Source organism: Kribbella hippodromi (assembly GCF_039531045.1).
Classification (GTDB): Bacteria; Actinomycetota; Actinomycetes; order Propionibacteriales; family Kribbellaceae; genus Kribbella; species Kribbella hippodromi.
This window is the reverse complement of the sequence record NZ_BAAAPH010000022.1, coordinates 1-17380: the sequence shown is the minus strand read 5'-3', so window position 1 is coordinate 17380 and position 17380 is coordinate 1. Positions and strand designations below refer to the sequence as shown.

General features: G+C 67.5%; 17 protein-coding genes. 3 read left to right on the top strand and 14 right to left on the bottom strand.

Going from position 1 to position 17380, the window contains the following annotated elements:
• Positions 1-17 precede the first annotated feature (17 nt).
• The 14 genes from ABD260_RS28795 to ABD260_RS28730 are packed head-to-tail and all read right to left on the bottom strand — an operon-like array spanning position 18 to position 14131.
• Complete coding sequence (locus ABD260_RS28795) at positions 18-1217, bottom strand: MFS transporter (RefSeq protein ID WP_344238423.1); 1200 nt, start codon at positions 1215-1217, stop codon at positions 18-20.
• On the bottom strand, positions 1214-2299 hold the full coding sequence (locus ABD260_RS28790; RefSeq protein ID WP_344238421.1) for an MBL fold metallo-hydrolase: 1086 nt from the start codon (positions 2297-2299) through the stop codon (positions 1214-1216). Before ABD260_RS28790 ends, ABD260_RS28795 begins: the two co-directional genes overlap by 4 nt.
• A gap of 6 nt (positions 2300-2305) precedes the next feature.
• Positions 2306-3106 carry an enoyl-CoA hydratase/isomerase family protein gene (locus ABD260_RS28785; RefSeq protein WP_344238419.1) on the bottom strand — a complete coding sequence of 267 codons (801 nt, stop codon included), beginning with the start codon at positions 3104-3106 and terminating at the stop codon, positions 2306-2308.
• Between the two features lie 25 nt (positions 3107-3131).
• Positions 3132-3908 carry an enoyl-CoA hydratase/isomerase family protein gene (locus ABD260_RS28780; protein ID WP_344238417.1) on the bottom strand — a complete coding sequence of 259 codons (777 nt, stop codon included), beginning with the start codon at positions 3906-3908 and terminating at the stop codon, positions 3132-3134.
• The gene (locus ABD260_RS28775) at positions 3905-5068 is read right to left on the bottom strand and encodes an acetyl-CoA acetyltransferase (protein WP_344238415.1); all 1164 of its coding nucleotides are present in this window, start codon (positions 5066-5068) and stop codon (positions 3905-3907) included. Before ABD260_RS28775 ends, ABD260_RS28780 begins: the two co-directional genes overlap by 4 nt.
• Positions 5058-5483 (bottom strand): Zn-ribbon domain-containing OB-fold protein, encoded by a 426-nt coding sequence (locus ABD260_RS28770; RefSeq protein WP_344238413.1) that lies wholly within the window; start codon positions 5481-5483, stop codon positions 5058-5060. The genes ABD260_RS28775 and ABD260_RS28770 overlap by 11 nt, the downstream gene beginning before the upstream one ends.
• Entirely contained in the window at positions 5470-5925 is a 456-nt protein-coding gene (locus ABD260_RS28765) for a MaoC/PaaZ C-terminal domain-containing protein (RefSeq protein WP_344238411.1), read from the bottom strand. Before ABD260_RS28765 ends, ABD260_RS28770 begins: the two co-directional genes overlap by 14 nt.
• Positions 5922-6401, bottom strand: coding sequence for an FAS1-like dehydratase domain-containing protein (locus tag ABD260_RS28760; RefSeq protein WP_344238409.1), 480 nt, complete (start codon positions 6399-6401; stop codon positions 5922-5924). Before ABD260_RS28760 ends, ABD260_RS28765 begins: the two co-directional genes overlap by 4 nt.
• The gene (locus tag ABD260_RS28755; RefSeq protein ID WP_344238407.1) at positions 6398-8524 is read right to left on the bottom strand and encodes an acetate--CoA ligase family protein; all 2127 of its coding nucleotides are present in this window, start codon (positions 8522-8524) and stop codon (positions 6398-6400) included. The genes ABD260_RS28760 and ABD260_RS28755 overlap by 4 nt, the downstream gene beginning before the upstream one ends.
• Positions 8525-8575: 51 nt before the next feature.
• Positions 8576-9322, bottom strand: a complete 747-nt coding sequence (locus ABD260_RS28750; RefSeq protein WP_344238405.1) for an SDR family NAD(P)-dependent oxidoreductase — start codon at positions 9320-9322, stop codon at positions 8576-8578.
• 23 nt (positions 9323-9345) lie between these two features.
• Positions 9346-10092 carry an ABC transporter ATP-binding protein gene (locus tag ABD260_RS28745; protein WP_344238403.1) on the bottom strand — a complete coding sequence of 249 codons (747 nt, stop codon included), beginning with the start codon at positions 10090-10092 and terminating at the stop codon, positions 9346-9348.
• 1 nt (position 10093) lies between these two features.
• Positions 10094-11989 carry a branched-chain amino acid ABC transporter ATP-binding protein/permease gene (locus ABD260_RS28740; RefSeq protein ID WP_344238401.1) on the bottom strand — a complete coding sequence of 632 codons (1896 nt, stop codon included), beginning with the start codon at positions 11987-11989 and terminating at the stop codon, positions 10094-10096.
• Positions 11986-12855, bottom strand: coding sequence for a branched-chain amino acid ABC transporter permease (locus ABD260_RS28735; protein ID WP_344238399.1), 870 nt, complete (start codon positions 12853-12855; stop codon positions 11986-11988). The genes ABD260_RS28740 and ABD260_RS28735 overlap by 4 nt, the downstream gene beginning before the upstream one ends.
• Before the next feature lie 31 nt (positions 12856-12886).
• On the bottom strand, positions 12887-14131 hold the full coding sequence (locus ABD260_RS28730; protein WP_344238397.1) for an ABC transporter substrate-binding protein: 1245 nt from the start codon (positions 14129-14131) through the stop codon (positions 12887-12889).
• Positions 14132-14351: 220 nt separating this feature from the next.
• On the opposite strand from ABD260_RS28730, the gene ABD260_RS28725 reads away from it, so the two are divergent.
• From ABD260_RS28725 to ABD260_RS28715, 3 genes are read left to right on the top strand one after another with little or no spacing between them, the layout of a single operon-like run.
• Positions 14352-15389: an acyl-CoA dehydrogenase family protein gene (locus tag ABD260_RS28725; RefSeq protein ID WP_344238395.1), complete on the top strand. Its 1038-nt coding sequence runs from the start codon at positions 14352-14354 to the stop codon at positions 15387-15389.
• A gap of 1 nt (position 15390) precedes the next feature.
• Entirely contained in the window at positions 15391-16527 is a 1137-nt protein-coding gene (locus ABD260_RS28720) for an acyl-CoA dehydrogenase family protein (protein ID WP_344238393.1), read from the top strand.
• 4 nt (positions 16528-16531) lie between these two features.
• The gene (locus tag ABD260_RS28715; protein ID WP_344238391.1) at positions 16532-17242 is read left to right on the top strand and encodes a TetR/AcrR family transcriptional regulator; all 711 of its coding nucleotides are present in this window, start codon (positions 16532-16534) and stop codon (positions 17240-17242) included.
• Positions 17243-17380: the final 138 nt, after the last annotated feature.

The following is a 17380-nucleotide window of genomic DNA, read 5'->3' as shown; positions in this document are numbered from 1 at the left end:
GGTCGGGCGCGGGGTCGTCACGCTGGGCCTTGCCCGGGTTTCGGTCGGGGATCTGGTGAAGGCAGGAACGCACTCATCACGAGGCCGAGGGTGACGATGCCTGCGGTGAGGCCGAGGCCTGCTTCGTAGCCGAATTGCTGGGCGAGGACGCCGGCAACGAGCGGGCCGATCACCATGCCGGCGTCGGCGCCGCCTTGGTAGACGGCCACGACGACACCACCGCGGCCCTCGGTCACGCCGGCGACGATCCTGGCGCCACCAGTTGTCACGAAGGAGACGCCGAGACCGAGCAGCGCGAGACCGATCAGGTAGCCGGGCAAGGTCGCGCCGGCGAGGATCGACAAGAAGCCCAGGATGATGATCGTCTCCCCCAGGACAAGTGGACGTCGGGCCGGCCAGGCATCGGCCCGGCGACCCGCCACCGGCAGCGTCACCGCCTGCACGATGGCGCAAACGGACAGGCCCACTCCGATCCAGACGGCGGGTGCTTCGACCACGTTCAGGAGATACAGCGGGACCACCGATACGCGGACGCCGAAGACCGCCCAGCCGATGGTGAAGTTCGCCGTGACGGCGGTGCGATACGAGTGGCGTGCAAGAGCCTCACGAAGGCTGACGGGTACGCGGTCCGGTTCGTCCCGTGCCGCTCGATGGCGAGACACGTGCCGGAGGAAGAGAACGGCGACTACGCCGCCGAGGCCGACGGCGACGCCGTACGCGAAGAAGGGGACGCGCGGGGAGAGCCCGGACATCAAGCCACCGATGGCAGGACCGATCACCGTGCCGCTGTAGAAGGCGCCCTGGAAGATGCCGACAGCGCGTCCGGTGAGGTGGCGGGGCGTGACTCGAAAGACCAGGCTCATGGCCGCGACCGAGTACAGCGCTGATCCGATCCCGCCGGCACCGCGCATGACGAGCAGCTGGGTGAAGTTGGCCGACAGCCCAGCGATGACGCTCGTCGTCGCGAGCATGAACATACCGGTGATCAGTACCCGGGTCTCGCCCACCGTGTTGACGAAGCGTCCACCGATCGGGCCGGCCGTCAGCCGCATCAGCGCGAAGGCCGACACCAGTGCCCCCACTGCGGCGCTGCCCACCCCGAGGTGCTCAGCGAACACCGGAAGGGCCGGTGACTGCACGCCGAAGCCCACCGCGACGATGAACGCCATCACGCCGAGCACCGGAACCTCACGCGGAAGATCGGGGTTCATCTTCATCGCGACGCCGCGGTCCACAGTTGCGGCGTTCCGGCCGTACGGACGGCGAGCCCGCGACGCTCCAGTACGACCAAGTGGGCCAGGATCTCGCCGTTCGCGGAACGCCTGGTGTACCCGGCCATCTGCTCCCAGGTGCGCGACCAACCCATCCTCGCCGCGAGGTCCCACGATGTCGCCGCTCCCCCACCGCGCAGGAGATCCAGTACCTGATCAAGACGTTGATCGTGGTGCTTGATCAACTCGTCGAGCCGTGCTCCAAGGCCGGAGAAACGATACTCGTGCGCCGGGAGCACCTCGCTTACCGGCAACCGTCGCAGCATCTCCAGGGAGACCAGGAAATCGTCGAGCGGACTCGCCGGTGAGTGGTCGTACACCGACACATTGGGGCTGATGCGCGGCAGCACATGATCCCCGGTCAGCAGCAGCTCCTCCTTGCGCAAATAGAAGCAGAGATGCCCACGCGTGTGACCGGGTGTCCAAACAGCCATGACGTCGTGCCCGCCGACAGTCAGCACCTCGCCCGCGGCCAGATACCCGTCCGGACCGGAAGCCGTACGCAGTCGCTCGATCAGCGCTCGTTCGTGGAGCAGGTCGGTGATCTCAGCCGCGGGCGTACCGCACGAGCGCAGGAACTCGGCGATCACCTGCAGCGTTTCGTCGATGGATCGATGGTCGGGCGCGATCACGCCGGCGTCAGCAGCATGCATCAACACCCGCGCGTGCGCGGTGGCTCGCAGCCGCGGCGCGAGTCCGAAATGGTCCGGATGGAAATGCGTGACGAGCACGTGGGTCACGTCATCGACGGCAGCACCGAGCGTCGAGAGACCGGACTTCAGCGCCAGCCAGCCCTCCTCGTGGTCCCATCCCGGGTCGACGACTGTCACACCTTGCGGCGCCGCCAGCGCATAGCAGTTGACGTACGTCATGGGGTTGCCGGGTGGCAAGGGCAGCGGCACCGACCACACGCCTTCGCGTACCTGCTCGACCGGTGGCAGTTGGTAGGCGCGCCAGGCCTCGAACTGCACCAGCGAGGACGGAGCCGGCAGTCCCGGATGCTCGCGGTGTGTAGGTTGACGACTCATCGGCTGCTACCGGTTCCGGAAGGTGGGCGGTCGTTTCTCCATGAAGGCCGTACTCGCCTCGCGGTGGTCGTCGGTCAGGAATGTCGCGCCCTCGTAGAACAGGCCGAAGTCGAGGACGAGATTCATCCGTTCGCGGACGATCAGGTTGAGGGTCGCCTTCGTCCCGGCGACGGCGATCGGCGCCAGCGCGGCGATCTTGCGAGCCACCCGCACGGCCTCGTCCTCCAGTTCGGCTGCCGGAACCGCCTTGAGTACCAGACCCAGTCGATCTGCCTCGGCGCCGCTCACGCGCTCGCCTGTCAGCAGGTGGTACTTCGCCTTGCCGAACGACATCAGCAGCGGCCAAGCAACGGCACCGCCGTCTCCGGCGACCAGCCCGACGTTGACGTGGGTGTCCGCGAACTGAGCGTCGTCCGCGGCCACGACCACATCGCAGAACAGTGCGAGGGTCGCCCCCAGACCGAGTGCGTACCCGCGCACCGCGGCAACGATGGGCTGCGGCACCGACAGCAACGTCTCCAGCAGCCGCCTGCCGCTCGTCATGTCGACGACCTGCTGGCCACCGCTCAACGCTTGGCCCGGCGAGCCTTCGGCGAAACCTTCCACGTCACCGCCCGAGCAGAACGACTTTCCCGCACCGCGGAGCAGGACGACGCGAACCTGCGGATCGGTCCTGGCGCGCAGCAGCGCCTCTTCCAGTGCCTCGTGCAGCGCGCCGTTGACAGCATTGTGCCGCTCGGGCCGGTTGAGGCTGATCGTCATCAGTCCGTCGTCGACTTGGACGAGGACGGCATCCGGCTGGGTCACGAGGTCTCTCCTTGGCTGGTGTTGTTCATTGGTCCCGCGCCGACAGTCCCTCGACGACCCGCGATCTGGCGGCCGCGCGCCCGGGCGCGTTCACAGCGATTTCCTGGAGTTCTGCCTCCAACTCCAGTTGCTCGAGCAAGTGGCGACGAGTCCCCTGGGTAAGGGCAAGTTTGGTGAGACCCACCGCTCGCCCGGGCACCTGGGCCAGCGTGTGAGCCAGTTCGAGCGCCCGCGGCATCAGCTGGTCAGGATCGACGAGCTCATTGACCAGTCCCCAGTCCAGGGCCTCGTCAGCCGGTACCGGCCGACCGCCGGCGAACCATTCGAAGCTTCGGGCGTACCCGATCAACCGCGGAACCAGGTAGCTCGCGCCCGAGTCAGGAACCAGGCCGATCCGGGCGAACGCCGGGACGAACTTCGCTGCCCGCGAGGCGATCCGGAGATCCGCACCGAACGCCAGCGCGAGCCCGGCGCCGGCAGCGGGACCGTTGACGGCGGCGATCACCGGCTTCTGCAGACTGGTCATCGCCAGGATGTGTGGGTTGTACGTGTGGCGCAGGCCGCTCGTGGCCGGACTGCCACCCGTTCGGCCCGAGCTGAGATCGGCGCCCGCACAGAACCCGCGACCGGCTCCGGTCACAACGACCGCACGGATGTCCGGATCGGCCGCCTCCGCCCAGGTGTCGGTCAGCGCTCGAAGCAGCTCGCCGTTCAGGGCGTTGAGTTGCCGCGGTCTGTTCAGCGTGACGACAAGCACATCATTGTCACGCTCCGCGAGCAGCACCGGATCGGTAGTACTCACAGCGCGGCCGCTGATCCGAGGACCGCGGTCACCTGGCTGGACAGCTGTCCCCCGTTGCCGTGGGCAACCGCAACATCGACGGTGCCCTGCTGTCGCGCGTCGCACTCGCCGCGGAGCTGGCGCACGGCTTCGATGAGGGTGAAGATGCCGTACATCCCGGGATGGCAGTACGAGAGTCCGCCACCGTTGGTGTTGACCGGCAACCGGCCGCCCGGAGCGATGCCGCCGTCGGCGACGAAGGCACCACCCTCACCCTTCGCGCAGAAGCCGAGGTCCTCCAGGAACAGGATCGGATTGATGGTGAAGGCGTCGTAGAGCTGGACCACGTCGACGTCCTGCGGGCCAAGTCCTGCCATCGCGTACGCACGGGCCGCCGACTCGGTCGCTGCGGTCACGGTCAGGTCCGGCATCTGCGCGATCGACCGGTGCCAATGCGCCTCGCCCGCGCCGAGGAGATACACGGGCGGTTTGCGCAGGTCGTCGGCCCGGTCCGCTCGGGTCATGACGACGGCGCCGCCGCCATCTGTCACCAGGCAGCAGTCGAGTGTCGTGAACGGAGTCGAGACCATCCGCGCGTTCAGCACATCGTCGACAGTGAGCGGGTCGCGCTTGAACGCCATCGGGTTCAGCGTCGCCCACTGCCGCGCTGCGACCGCTACCTCCGCGAGCTGCTCGCGCGTCGTTCCGTACTGGTACATGTGCCGGGCCGCCGCCAGTGCGTACCCGCTGATCGGGCTTCGTGGCCGAAACGGCGCCTCGTACGAAGGCAGCTCAGGCGGGTACCGGCCGACCGTTGGGCGCCGCAAGTCGGTCCGCTGCGTACTCCCGTACGCGATCAGGGCGACGTCGCACGCCCCGGCCGCCAGGGCCAGCGCAGCGTGGTGGACGTGCGCGACGAACGAGCTGCCCCCGATCATCGTGCCGTCGGTGTAGCGCGGGCGGAGACCGAGGTACTCGGCCGCGTCCAGGTTCGACATGCCGCGCCCGGCGACCGCCGTGAACAGTCCGTCGACCTCACTCATCGCAAGGCCGGCATCGGCAAGCGCCCTGCCTGCCGCCTCGGCCAGCAGGTCGAGCGGATACCGCGACGGGCCGACCTCGCCGAGCTGGGATTCGGCTACTCCGCAGATCGCGGTCGCGCCGCGAAGTTCAGCTGTCATCGTTCGATCCCTCCCGCTCGAACACCACGCGCGGCTCCCCGATCCCGGGCTCGCCATCCGCTGCTGCCGCTTCGACGCGTCCTACGACGCGCGCACCGATGCGGACGCTCTCCGCCGGTACACCGATGACCGTGCTCATCATGCGAAAGCCCTCGTCGAGGTCGACAAGACAGACCGCGTACGACGACCCATCGCGCTCGGGGACGACAGTGGCCGAATACACAACGCCGCGGCCCTGACTCGCCGCCCACAGCAGCTCGGTCGCGCCGCAATGCGGACACAGCACCCGCGGATAGAAGACGGGCAGCCCGCAGGCGGCACACTGCTGGTACGCGATCTGCCCGGTACGCAGGAGATCGACGTACTTCGCATACGGCTCGGGCTCCGCCTCGACTCGTGCCTCAATCCCGACCATCGCCGGCTCCCGTCAGCTCGGTTCCTGGATAGGCGGCGGTCGCCTGCCCGGTCAGCACCAGCCGCGGGCCGGCACCGTGCTCGCCGGTGACGTGCACCGTCAGTCGGGCAGTGACCTCCAGCCCGTCGGCGGATTCGACCGTTTCGACCACCTCTCCGCGGGTGACGAGCGTGTCGCCGGGCCACACCTGATCGACGTACCGCACGGAGAATCGGCGCAGTCTCTCGAGCCCCAACCAACCGGCGGCGAAGGTCGACAGAATGCCGGCGGTCAGCAGTCCGTGCGCGAAAACCGCCGGATAGCCGGCCGCGGTGGCGAACTCCTCGTCGTGGTGGATCGGGTTGAAATCTCCCCCCGCACCCGCGTACCGGACAATGTCCGTGCGCGAGATCGGACCGAAGGCACGCTCGGCCGTAGGTGTGTCCGGGCCGGCCACTGTCATGCGTCCTCCAGATCCTGGGAGCGGCGGTCCGCCGGTGTCCTGTCGAGTTCGATCGCCGTACTCCGAACGGTCAGCGCCAACTCGCCTCGCTGGTTGACGAACCGGCTTTCGCGCGTGATCAGCGTCATGCCGCCACGCCGGCCGGTCTTGTGCTCTACCGAAACCACCTCGCCGCTCACCGTCAGGACATCGCCGGCCACGATCGGCAGGTCGTACTCCCACTGCGCGCCGCCCGCCAGAACGCGGCTGAGGTCGAGTTCGAGTCCGCCTTCGGTCGGGGCACCCCAGGACTGGGCCGCCGCGCTGAACGTCGGCGGCGCCACCACCGCCGCGTATCCGGCCGCTGCTGCCGCCTCCGCGTCGAAGTGCAACGCGTCGTCGGCCAGCACTGCCGTGGCAAACTCAATGACTTTGCCGGCCTCGACCGTGAACGTGTACGAGGGAAGCGCGCGGCCGACGAGGTCCTCGTGGCTCATCGTGCCTCCACCGGTTGCACCGAGTCCGCTGGATCGAGGACGACGAGTGCGTCCGCGGCGACCACACGTCCGGCGCTGACCCGGACCGGATTGACGTCGATCTCGGCCACGCCCGGAAGTTCGGTGGCGAGCCGCCCGATCGCGACCATCAGGCTCGCGAGCTGGTCGACCTCGAGATCGTCCAGACCCCTGGCAGCACTCACCAAGCGGCCGCCCAGCAGCCCGCGAATCGTGCGCACCGCGGTGGCGTGGCTGAACGGCACGTGCAGGAGTTCGGCCACAGCCATGATCTCGATCGTCGTCCCACCCAGACCGACCGCCACGACCGGCCCGAACACCGGGTCGCGCTGCAGACCGCACGTCAGCTCCAACCGCGCCGGCACCATTTCCTGAACCAGTACCGACTCGACCTTGGCGTGCGGAGCCAGTTCGGCGACCTCGAGGAGCATGGCGTCGTACGCCTCCCGCACCTCGGCGGCCGTGCGGAGGTTCAGCCGGAGCGCACCCACGTCGGACTTGTGAGGCAGCTGGTACGACATCGCCTTGAGCGCCACCGCGGTACCCAGCTCGCGCGCCGCTTCCACCGCTTCATCAGCATTCCCGACGGTCCGTTCCCGGGTGACCTGCGCCCCGTAGCGCGCCAGCAGTTCCTTGGAGTCGGACTCGAGCAGCAGCCGTTGCCCGTCAGCCCTTGCCAGCAAATGCCGCACTTCAGCCGGGTCCGTACCGGCGCCCGGATCGGCAGGACGGTCGAGTGCGGGCCGCAGGGAGTACCGGGCCACGGCGTTGAGGGCATGGACGGCACGGCGCGGGTCGAGATAGGTCGGAACCCCGGCCGCATGGAACTCGGGCAGGTACCCGGTGGACAGCACCGCCAGCGGCTTGGTGGTTGCCTGGTAGCTGCTCAGGATCGCATCGTTCGACGGGCCCGGCTGGGCCCAGGTGACGGTAGTGAACAGGTCGAGCTCGTCGACATCGAGCAACGCATCGAGGACCATTTGGTACGCCCCCGGATGCGCGGCACCCAGCTGCGCGGTGGTGTCGATGGGGTTTGCGATGCTTCCGTAGAAGGGCTGCGGCATCATCGCCTCGATCGCGGCCCGCTCCCGGTCCGGGATCGGCGGGACGGTCAGTCCTTCCGCCGCGGCACAATCGGCCAGCAGTACGCCCGCGCCGCCCGACGTCGTCATGATGCCGATCCGCGAGCCGCTCGCACGCCGGCCGTCCTGGAAGATCAGGCCGAGATCGAGCATCTCCTCCATCGTGTCGACCACGATGACGCCGTACTGGCGGCAGACGGCGTCCAGGACCGCGGCTGAACCGACGATCGACGCCGTGTGGCTCATGGCCGCTCGAGCGGCTTCTTCGCTCCGGCCCGCCTTGAGCAGGACAATCGGTTTGTCGAGCTCGGCGGCGCGCCGCGCGGCACCGATGAACACGTCCGGATCGCGCAAGGTCTCACTGAACACCATCAGGACCTTGACCTCGTCGTGCTCCACGAGGTGCGCGAGGACCTCGGCGAGGTTGACGTCGACCTCGTTGCCGGTACTGACGAACCATCCGAGCTTGACGCCGGTGAGCAACGACTTGGTCGTGATGTAGGAGCCGAAACCACCGCTTTGTGACACCAGCGCCACCGGGCCCGGTTCGGGCAGCGGTGTCGTGTGCGGCAACGCGAAGTTCGCCATCACGCCGGCGTGCAGATTCATGAAGCCGATGCAGTTCGGACCGACGACCCGGACGCCGGTGCGGTCGATCACCTCCCGCAGCGACGCCTGCATCGCCGCGCCGTCGGCACCGATCTCCGCGAAGCCCGAGCTGAGCAGGGTGACCGCCCCGATGCCCTTGGCGCCGCACTGTTCGATGGTTCCGGCGACCTGCGACGCCGGAACCATCACAATCGCCATGTCGACCCCGTCCGGCAAGTCGTCGATCGAGGTCATGGCCGGCCGGTCGATCAGGATTCCGCCGCGCGGATTGACCGGGTAGACCCGACCGCCGAAGGCACGGATCACGTTCTGGTAGACCATCGTCCCGATCCGCCCGGGCTTGTCGGACGCGCCGACGACCGCGATCGACCGTGGTGACAGCAACCGGTCCAAGCTGTGCTGGGGCTCGCTCACGAATGCTCCTCCGTCTGGCTGCTCAGAGTCTTGGTCATGGTGGCGGCGCCGTCAGCGGACCAGCATGTTGCCGCCGTCGACCGACAGCACCTGCCCGGTCATGAAGCTGGCGCCTGGGCCGGCCAGGAAGAGGTAGGCCGGCGCGATCTCAGCAGGGTCGGCCCATCGGCGCAGCGGTGATTTGGCGATGCCACCGGAGAAGCGAGGATCCGTTCGCACCTTCTCAGTCATCTCCGTGGCCGCCGAGGGGGCCACCGCGTTGACGAGGACGCCGTACCGGCCCAGCTCGCGGGCCGCGGAACGCATCAGCCCGAGAATTCCGGCCTTGGCAGCCGCATAGTTCACCTGTCCGATCGAGCCGTTCTGCGCGGTCGACGACGACGAGAAAATGATCCGGCCACGGCCCATCTCGACCATGTTCTCCACCACCGCCTGCAGCCAGTAGAAGGACGCATCCAGATGCACGGCCAGGACCTCGCGCCACTGGGTGTCGTCCATGGTGCGCAACATCGCCGGGCGGGTGATGCCGGCGTTACTGATCAGCACCTCGATCGGGCCGAACGCCGCCACGATCTCCGCCGCGGCGCTGTTCACCTCGGCTCGCGACGAAACATCACAATCGACCGCGATCGCCGTACCACCGGCGTCGGTGATACCGGCCACCACCTCGAGCGCGAGGTCCTTGCGGACGTCGACGACGGCGACCTTCGCACCTTGCGCGGCGAACTGCTCCGCGACGGCGCGTCCGATGCCCTGGGCGGCGCCGGTGACGGCAACTACTTGATCATCAAAGGCCATGAGTTCACTCGCTTCCATATCTGTCATCCGGCGTTGCCGGTGGAGAACACGTCGTTGCCGAGGTAGATCTCGCGCACGATCTCGTTGTCGCTGAACTGTTCGACCGGACCGGCGGCCGCGACCCGGCCGCTCTCGAGCACCACCACGTCGTCGGCGATCTCGAGCGCGATGTCGACCACCTGCTCGACCAGCAGGATGCTCAGCTGCTCGTCCCGCATCCGGGTGATCAGTCCGAACACTTCGCCGACGATCGAGGGCGCCAGACCGGCCGAGGGCTCATCGAGCATCAGCACCTTGGGGTTCGGCATCAACGCCTGGGCGATGCCGAGCATCTGCTGCTGGCCGCCCGACATTCCCCCGGCGATCTGCCCGCGCCGCTCGGCGAGCATCGGGAAGCGGCTGTACGCCTTCTCCAGGGCTTCGCGGCGCGCCGCGCTGCGCAGACCGCGTCCCGGCAGCGAGTAGCCGCCGATCAGCAGATTCTCCTCGACCGTCCGCCGCTTGAAGATCTGCTTGTTCTGCTGAACGTAACCCAGTCCGTGCCGCACCCGCGCCGGGGTCGGAACCTGGGAGATGTCGGCACCGTCGATCCGGATCGTGCCCGCCGAGACGAGCGGCAACAGACCGCTGATCGCGTCGAGCAGTGAGGTCTTGCCGGCTCCGTTCCGCCCGAGCACAGCCGTGAGTTTTCCGGGCCGGACCTCGAGGCCGACGTTCCACAGCACCCGGATGTCGCCGTAACCGCCTTCCAGGCCAGTGACTGTCAACATGTCAGCGCCCGCCTTCGTTGTCGGTACCGGCGACCTCGAGATCCGCTTCGAGGCCGGCCACCGTCTCGGCACCCGACGAGCCGGTGTACTCCTCGAGCACGCGGGCGTCTCGCTGAATCTCCTCGGGCGTGCCGGTGGCGATCAGTTCACCGCGGCTGAGCACGTGGATCGTGTCGGAGACCTTCAGTACCAACGGGAAGTTGTGCTCGACCAGCACAACGGTGCCGCCCGCATCGCGAATCGCCCGGATCGCGCGCTCGAGGCTGTCGAGGTCTGCCGGATCCAGGCCAGAAGCGACTTCGTCGAACAGGAACAATTGCGGCCTCGCGGCCAGCGCTCTGGCCACCTCGGCGAGCCGGCGGGTTCCGAGCGGCAGTTCGCTGACCTCGGTGCCCGCGGTCTGCGCGATGCCCATGAGTTCGAGCAGGGCGAGCGCCTCTGAGTCGTCCGCCCGTACGCCACGGCGGAAGGAGGGCAGTCGCAGTACGGTCGCGAGCATCGACACCTTCTGTTGGGAGTATCGCCCGGAGGCGACGAACTCCCGGGTGGTCATGCCGCGCGCCACCATCGGCGTCTGGAAGGTTCGCGCGACGCCGGCGCGGGCGACCTTGAACGGCTTGAGTCCGGAGATCGTCGTGTCCCCGAGCGTGATCGACCCCGCCGACGGTGTGTAGAAGCCACACATCAGGTTCAGCAGCGTGGTCTTGCCCGAGCCGTTCGGTCCGATCAGGGCCGTGATCCGGCCTGGGGCGGCATCGATCGACACTCCGGTCAGCGCCTGATTGCCGCCGAAGTTCTTGCCGATGTCACGGCAGCTCAACGGCCGCCCTTCGATCGGCTCGAGACCTGTCGTCGGCGGCTGCTCCGCGGCACGCAGAGCAGGCGCCGTGGGCAACCAGCCGCGGTGCCGCGCCCGGGCCACCAGCGTCCGGAACAGACCGGTCAGACCATTCCGGAACACGAGCGCGGCGGCCAGCAGGAACACGCCGTAGATCACCAGCTCCAGCTGGGCGAACACGGTCAGCTGCTGTTGCCCGTACTGCAGCAGGAACGCGCCGACCAGAGCCCCGTAGATCGAGGTCGCGCCGCCGAACATCGACGCGGCGAGCACGCTGAGCGCCATCGCGAAGGTGAACGTGTCGGGCGCGATGAAGCCGTCCAGCCAGGCGAACAGCGCGCCGCCGAGCGCGCACGGTACGGCGGAGATGACGTACACGATCAGTTTGAGCCGGAACACCGAGATGCCGAGGCTTTCGGCGAGGATGGGGCTCTGCCGGAGCACCAGGAACGCGTTTCCGTGCGCGGACAGGATGAGGTTGCGGGCCAGCGCGAACCAGATGATCACGGTGGCCACGATCAGCACGTAGACGCCACGGTCCCCGAGGTCGCGACCGAACAACGTCGGCAGTGGCGTAGAGAGCCCGAGCGGGCCGCCGGTGTACTTCGACAGCACCTGCACCACGCTCGGCAGGATGATCACCATGAAGAAGGCCACCATCGCCAGCGACCAGCCGCCGAGCCGGAGACCAGGAATTCCGGTCACCAGGCCGATCACCAGGGCGGCCAGGATGACAATGCCGAAGATCAGCGGCACGTCGGTGATGCCGTGCGCGGTACCGAGGTATGCCGTGACGTAGGCGCCGACGGCGTACAGGAACACTTGGTTGACGGCCAACTCGCCCGCGTACCCCAAGACGATGTTCAGTCCGCTGGTCAGCAGACTCAGAATGCCGACCAGCATGACCGTACGCGCCAGGTAGCCACTCATTCCGAGGTACGGGCCGAGCAGCACGAGCAGGCCGAGCGCCAGCATCAGTAGGCCGCGGAAACGGGACACCTTCGCGAACAGACCGCTGCTCGTCACGGGTGGACGGACGACGGCGGAGTCGGCACTCATACGGCACGCTCCACGTTGCGGGCGAACAACCCTTGCGGCCGCGCCATCAGGATCAGCAGGAACAGGAAGAAGACAGCGATCTGCGGGAACTCCGATCCCAGGTACCGAGCGCTGAAGGAGTAGATGAGCCCGACGACGAAGCCACCGAGCAGACCACCGAGCTGACTGCCCGCGCCGCCGATCGCGATCGCGACGAAGCCGAACATCGAGAGGCTGTCACCGAGTGAGGCGATGGCGTACGTACGCGTCGCGACAAAGACGCCCAGCAACCCGGCAACGGCTCCGGCGACGGCGAACGCCGCGATGCCGAGCCGGCGCGTATTGATTCCGCGCAGCATCGCGGCATTGCGATTCTCCGCCGACGACAGTGATGCCAGGCCGTTGCGGGTTGTCCGCGACCACCAGTGCAGTCCGCAGCCGGTGGCCACGACCAGGACGATCAGCAGGACGTCGTTCGGCTGGACGGTGCCGCCGAGAACTGTCACGGCACCGGCCGGGACCACCGGCTCGACGCGCAGCGGATCAGTGCCCCAGATCTGCTTGACGATGCCTGCCAGCAGCACGCCGAACCCGATGGTGGTGATCAGCGTGCCATGTCCGTCGCCGCCCTTTGTCAGCAGCGGACGGACGGCGACCCGCTCGAGCAGCATCGCCACCGCGGCAACGATCACCGCGCCGGCCAGCATCGCCAGCGGTACCGGCAGTCCGAGGGTGTGCAGCCCGAAGTACGCGACGAACGTACTGAGCATCACCAGTTGGGCGTTCGCGAAGTTGAACACTCCGGACGTAAGCAGAACGACGTTGTAGCCGATGGCAACGAGGCTGTAGAGCGCTCCGGTCGCCAGGCCGGCCCAGACGGTTGTCATGTTGCCTCCGTGCACTCTGGGTTTGACTCGGTCACTTTTGGCCGGGCTCGTAGAGGCCGTCGGCGTTGTAGGTCCCCGGGTCGACGAAGACCAGCAGACCCGGCCCGGCGGTCGGGAAGTGATTCGTCGCGGAGTACTTGTACTGCGTCGCGTCGCCCGACTTGCCGCTCGCCAGCCAGGGAACGGGATCCGGCGCTTTGAGGTCTTCCAGCGCCTTGGTCACGGCCGGCCCGTCCGCCGACTTCGCCTGCTTGGCGGCGACGTTGACGAGCTCGAGCAGGTCATAGCCGGTGACGAAGATGTTGTAGCCCATCTGAGACAGCGCGGCGGCGTGTTTGCCCTGCTTGATCGCAGCGACCAGATCCGCGTACAGCGGCGACTGGTCGCCGTCCAGCACCGAGGTGGAGCTGGTGACGACCTTGACGTTCTTCAGGTCGCCGGCCTTCAGGTTCTTGACCAGCGGGAAGCTGCTGGACAGCTGGTCGCCGTACGTGGGGATGTCCCAGCCGATCTGTGCTCGCCCCCGAAAGGCGTACAGTGCCGCCGTGCCGTAGCCGTTGACGACCAGCGCATCCGGATTCTGTGCCTTCAGCTGCTGCAGCTGCGAGGTCATGTCGAGCGCCGTGGATTCGTAGCCGGCGGACACCAGCTCGATGCCGGTCTGCTGGAAGGCATCGGTGTACAGCTTGAGCGTGCTTTGCCCGGTCGCGTCGTTCGAGTACAGCATCGCAACCTTCTTGAAGCCCTTGGCCTGAGCTTCCTTGGCCTGCGCCGGCGCGTACGCCGACCCGGGCGGCGAGACACTGAAGTGGTACGGGAACTTGGCCGGATCGTTGAGCACGTTGCTGACGGTGCCGGCCATGGACAGGATCTTGCTGCGGCTCAGCACCGGGAGCAGGGACAAGGAGACCGAGCTCGAACCGCCCGCGTACACCAGGTCGGGCTTGTTGCCGTCCGACAGGCGCTTCTGCAGGAGGCTGACTGCCTTCGTCGGGTTGTTCTGGTCGTCCACGGCCTCGACCTCGACCTTCCGGCCGGCGATGCCCCCGTCCTTGTTCAGCCGGTCCGCCGCGATCTCGAGCCCATCCACGATGGGCTCGGAGTAGCTCTTGGTCGGGCCGGACAGATCGATGGAGACGTAGACGCGGTACGGGCCGGCGTCCCTGCCACCCACCGAAGCCGCACCCGATCCCCCGCACCCGGCCAGGCTGGTGGCGGTGACGAGGGACGATGCCAGGACCAAGAACGCCCTTCGGGTAGTGCGAGCGGTCATCATGACCTCCGGGATCCTTCTGAATCTGATTCAACTGAACCAGGTTCATGCATCAAAGGCTGCCGACGAGCCAGCCGTCAAGACCTCGGCAGGGTAGTAATTTCGCTGACTTGAAGGAATCTGCGAGACATTGACAGCCGCACCAGCCAGGGCTATCAATTGAATCCAGTTCAGTTCATGGATCGAGCCGGATGCCGCACCGAAGCCCCAGGAGGGCCTGCCCATGTACGCCTTGCTGAACGAGGAACAGCTCGCCTTGAAGGAGGCGGTCGACTCGCTGGCCACCACCGTCGGCGTCGCCAATCCCATCGACCTGGAGAGCCGGGAGCCCGTACAGGGCTGGGACCGGCTGCGGCAGATGGGGCTGCTGGACCTGCGACGGCGCGACCAGGGGTCACCAGCAGCCGGCGGAGTGGAAGTGATGATCGTTGCACAGTCCCTGGCAGCAGGCCTGGTCCCGCTTCCATTCGTGCCGACCGCGGTCCTCGCCACCGAACTGCTGTCGCTGGCCGGCGCGTCCGAATCCTGTCTGGACGAGGCCGTCGGCACCGGGAGCAAGTACGGTCTCCTTCTCCGCCCTGACCTGACGGCGCTCTCGTTCGCCGCGGACTGGCCGGACTCCCTGGTCTGGGGCGGCGCCGACACCCGTTTCGTGCTCGCTCTCGATTCATCAGGCGACGACGTACGCCTAGTGAGGTACGAGCTGTCCGCGCCACTGTCGAACAACCTCTCGGTCGACCTGACCCAGGGCCTCTGGCTGACCCCGACGGCAACGAACGAGGTCGTTGGTGATCCCATCAGCGGCGCCCAGCTCCAGGCCTGGACGGCGCTGGCCCTGTCGACCATCGGCGCCGATCTGGTGGGCATCATGCGCTACGCCCTGCAGGGCGCGATCGCCTACTCCAGGGACCGCGTCGCCTACGGACAGCCGATCGGAACATTCCAGGCCATCCAGCACCTGGCGGCCGAGACGCACGTGACGATCGAGGCGGCGTACGGCGCGGTGTGCTACGCCGCCTGGTGCGTCGACGAGTTGGACCCGGACGATGCCCTGCAGGCCGCCCGCACGGCGAAGGCCTATTGCGCGGCTGTCGCCCGGACAGCCACCGAGAACGTCATGCAGATCTACGGCGGTATCGGCCAGACGTGGGAGCATCCCGCGCACTTCTACACGCGCCGGGCGCTTCTCGGCACCCAACTGTTCGGCGACGAGAGCACCCAGCTCGCCGAGATCGCCCGTACTCGCCTGGGAGGTATCTGATATGGACTACCGCGACTCCGCCGAGGAAGCCGAGTACCGCGCGGGACTGCGGGCCTGGCTGGAGGAGAACGTCCAGTCGGGCTACGAGCACGCTGCCTCTCAGCAAGAGCGGGCTGCGATCGCGCGTACCTGGCACCGCAAGCTGTATGAGGGCGGTTACATCGGTCAGTCCTGGCCGGTCGAGTGGGGTGGCAAAGGCCTCAGCCCGGCGATGGACGCGATCCTGAACGAGGAGACCGGCAACTTCAACGCGCCGCCGCTGCCAGGCACGGCCGGCTACATCGGCCGCGCCCTGCAGATGTATGGCACCGACCCGCAGCGCACGCGCTTCCTGCCGGCCACGATCAGCGGTGACATCCAGTGGTGCCAGGGTTTCAGTGAGCCGAGCGCCGGGTCGGACCTTGCCGCGCTGCGGACCCGCGCGGTCCGCGACGGGGACGAATACATTGTCAACGGCCACAAGATGTGGACCTCAGGCGGGCAGTACGCCGATTGGTGCCTCCTGCTCGCCCGCACCGACCCCGACGTCCCCAAACACAAAGGCATCACCGCGTTCCTGGTGGACATGAAGACCCCCGGCATCACAGTGAGCCCGATCGTCCTCGCGGACGGCTCACCGGAGACGAGCGAGGTCTTCTGGGAGGACGTCCGGGTACCAGCCGATCAGCGGCTCGGCGACGAAGGCGAGGGCTGGCGAATCGCCATGACCACCGTCTCGTACGAGCGTGGCCCGTCCGACATCGGATTCATCTCGACGTACCGCAAGAGCCTTGCCGAACTGGAGGAGGCCGCTGCCAAGAAGGGCCTGACCAGTTCCGCCGAGGTGCGAGCACGGCTGGCACGAGCTTACGTACTCGGAGAAGTCCTGCGGCTGAATGTCCTCCAGCAGCTCAGCCTGCGAATCTCCGGCCGGCCGCCCGGCGAGGAAGGGTCGGTCAGCAAACAACTCTGGACCCATTGCGAGCAAGAGTTGCAGCACCTGGCCCTCGACCTGTTCGGGGCCGAAGCGGTCACCGGACAGCGTCCGGATTATCTGCACCGCTACTTCATGTCCCGGCCGATCAGCGTGTACGGCGGATCGTCGCAGATCCAGAAGAACATCATCGCGCAGCGTGTCCTCGGCATGCCGAGGAAGTGAGAGGGTGGCTAAGCTGACCAACGCTCAGGCCGAGGGCTCCCGGGAGAGTCCGCGATCGAAGGAAGGGGTGCGCACGCTGGACCGGAAGAAGTCCTCGAAAGGTGCTCGGGCCCTCCGATCACAACCGCACGCGCGGGACGCGCTCCTGGCGGCCGCACGTACCCTTTTCACCGAGAAGGGCTACGAGGCAACCAGCGTGGTCGAGATCACCCAGCTGGCCGGCATCAGTGTCGGCAGCCTCTACTACCACTTCGCCAACAAAGCAGAGATCTTCCTGGCGATGCACGAGGACTACGCGCAGCGGCAGGACAAACGGGTCCGCGATGCCCTCCATGCCGTCAAGAGCGCGGGCATCACCGATCCCCGCCGTCTGTTCCTGGCCGGCACCCGCGCCTACCTCGCCGGCGTCTGGGAAGACCGCGACGTCAGCCGTGTCCTCGCCGAGGGCGAGACGCCCAGCGGCTTCAACGCCATCTCGCGGCAATGGAGCGACGACTGGATCAAGCGCAACACCGTGCTGCTCGCAGACGGACAGCCACCCGCCGCCACCAACGCGATCGCTGCAGCTGTCGCCGGTGCAGTCGGCGCCTGGGCAAAGGACATCGTCCAGCTCCCGGACATCACGTCAGCCGACGAATACATCGAGCAGGCCGTCATGGTCGTCGGCCGCATGACGGGATTCGACGACGAAAGCCCGGCGGTCAACCCGGGCTGAGCAGCCACTGCACGGCCGGCATCTCTCCGCGTAGCTCCTCTGGCTGCGCCGGACCCGCAATCCACATCGGAAGGACCAGCTCTTGAAGATCGTCGTCTGCGCGAAGTTCGTGCCGGATGCCACCGCGGACCGCCGCTT

Coding starts and splice junctions, on each gene's coding strand:
- ABD260_RS28795 (WP_344238423.1), bottom strand. CDS start 1,217: ATGAAGATGAACCCCGATCTTCCGCGTGAGGTTCCGGTGCTCGGCGTG.
- ABD260_RS28790 (WP_344238421.1), bottom strand. CDS start 2,299: ATGAGTCGTCAACCTACACACCGCGAGCATCCGGGACTGCCGGCTCCG.
- ABD260_RS28775 (WP_344238415.1), bottom strand. CDS start 5,068: ATGACAGCTGAACTTCGCGGCGCGACCGCGATCTGCGGAGTAGCCGAA.
- ABD260_RS28770 (WP_344238413.1), bottom strand. CDS start 5,483: ATGGTCGGGATTGAGGCACGAGTCGAGGCGGAGCCCGAGCCGTATGCG.
- ABD260_RS28765 (WP_344238411.1), bottom strand. CDS start 5,925: ATGACAGTGGCCGGCCCGGACACACCTACGGCCGAGCGTGCCTTCGGT.
- ABD260_RS28760 (WP_344238409.1), bottom strand. CDS start 6,401: ATGAGCCACGAGGACCTCGTCGGCCGCGCGCTTCCCTCGTACACGTTC.
- ABD260_RS28750 (WP_344238405.1), bottom strand. CDS start 9,322: ATGGCCTTTGATGATCAAGTAGTTGCCGTCACCGGCGCCGCCCAGGGC.
- ABD260_RS28745 (WP_344238403.1), bottom strand. CDS start 10,092: ATGTTGACAGTCACTGGCCTGGAAGGCGGTTACGGCGACATCCGGGTG.
- ABD260_RS28740 (WP_344238401.1), bottom strand. CDS start 11,989: ATGAGTGCCGACTCCGCCGTCGTCCGTCCACCCGTGACGAGCAGCGGT.
- ABD260_RS28735 (WP_344238399.1), bottom strand. CDS start 12,855: ATGACAACCGTCTGGGCCGGCCTGGCGACCGGAGCGCTCTACAGCCTC.
- ABD260_RS28730 (WP_344238397.1), bottom strand. CDS start 14,131: ATGATGACCGCTCGCACTACCCGAAGGGCGTTCTTGGTCCTGGCATCG.
- ABD260_RS28725 (WP_344238395.1), top strand. CDS start 14,352: ATGTACGCCTTGCTGAACGAGGAACAGCTCGCCTTGAAGGAGGCGGTC.
- ABD260_RS28720 (WP_344238393.1), top strand. CDS start 15,391: ATGGACTACCGCGACTCCGCCGAGGAAGCCGAGTACCGCGCGGGACTG.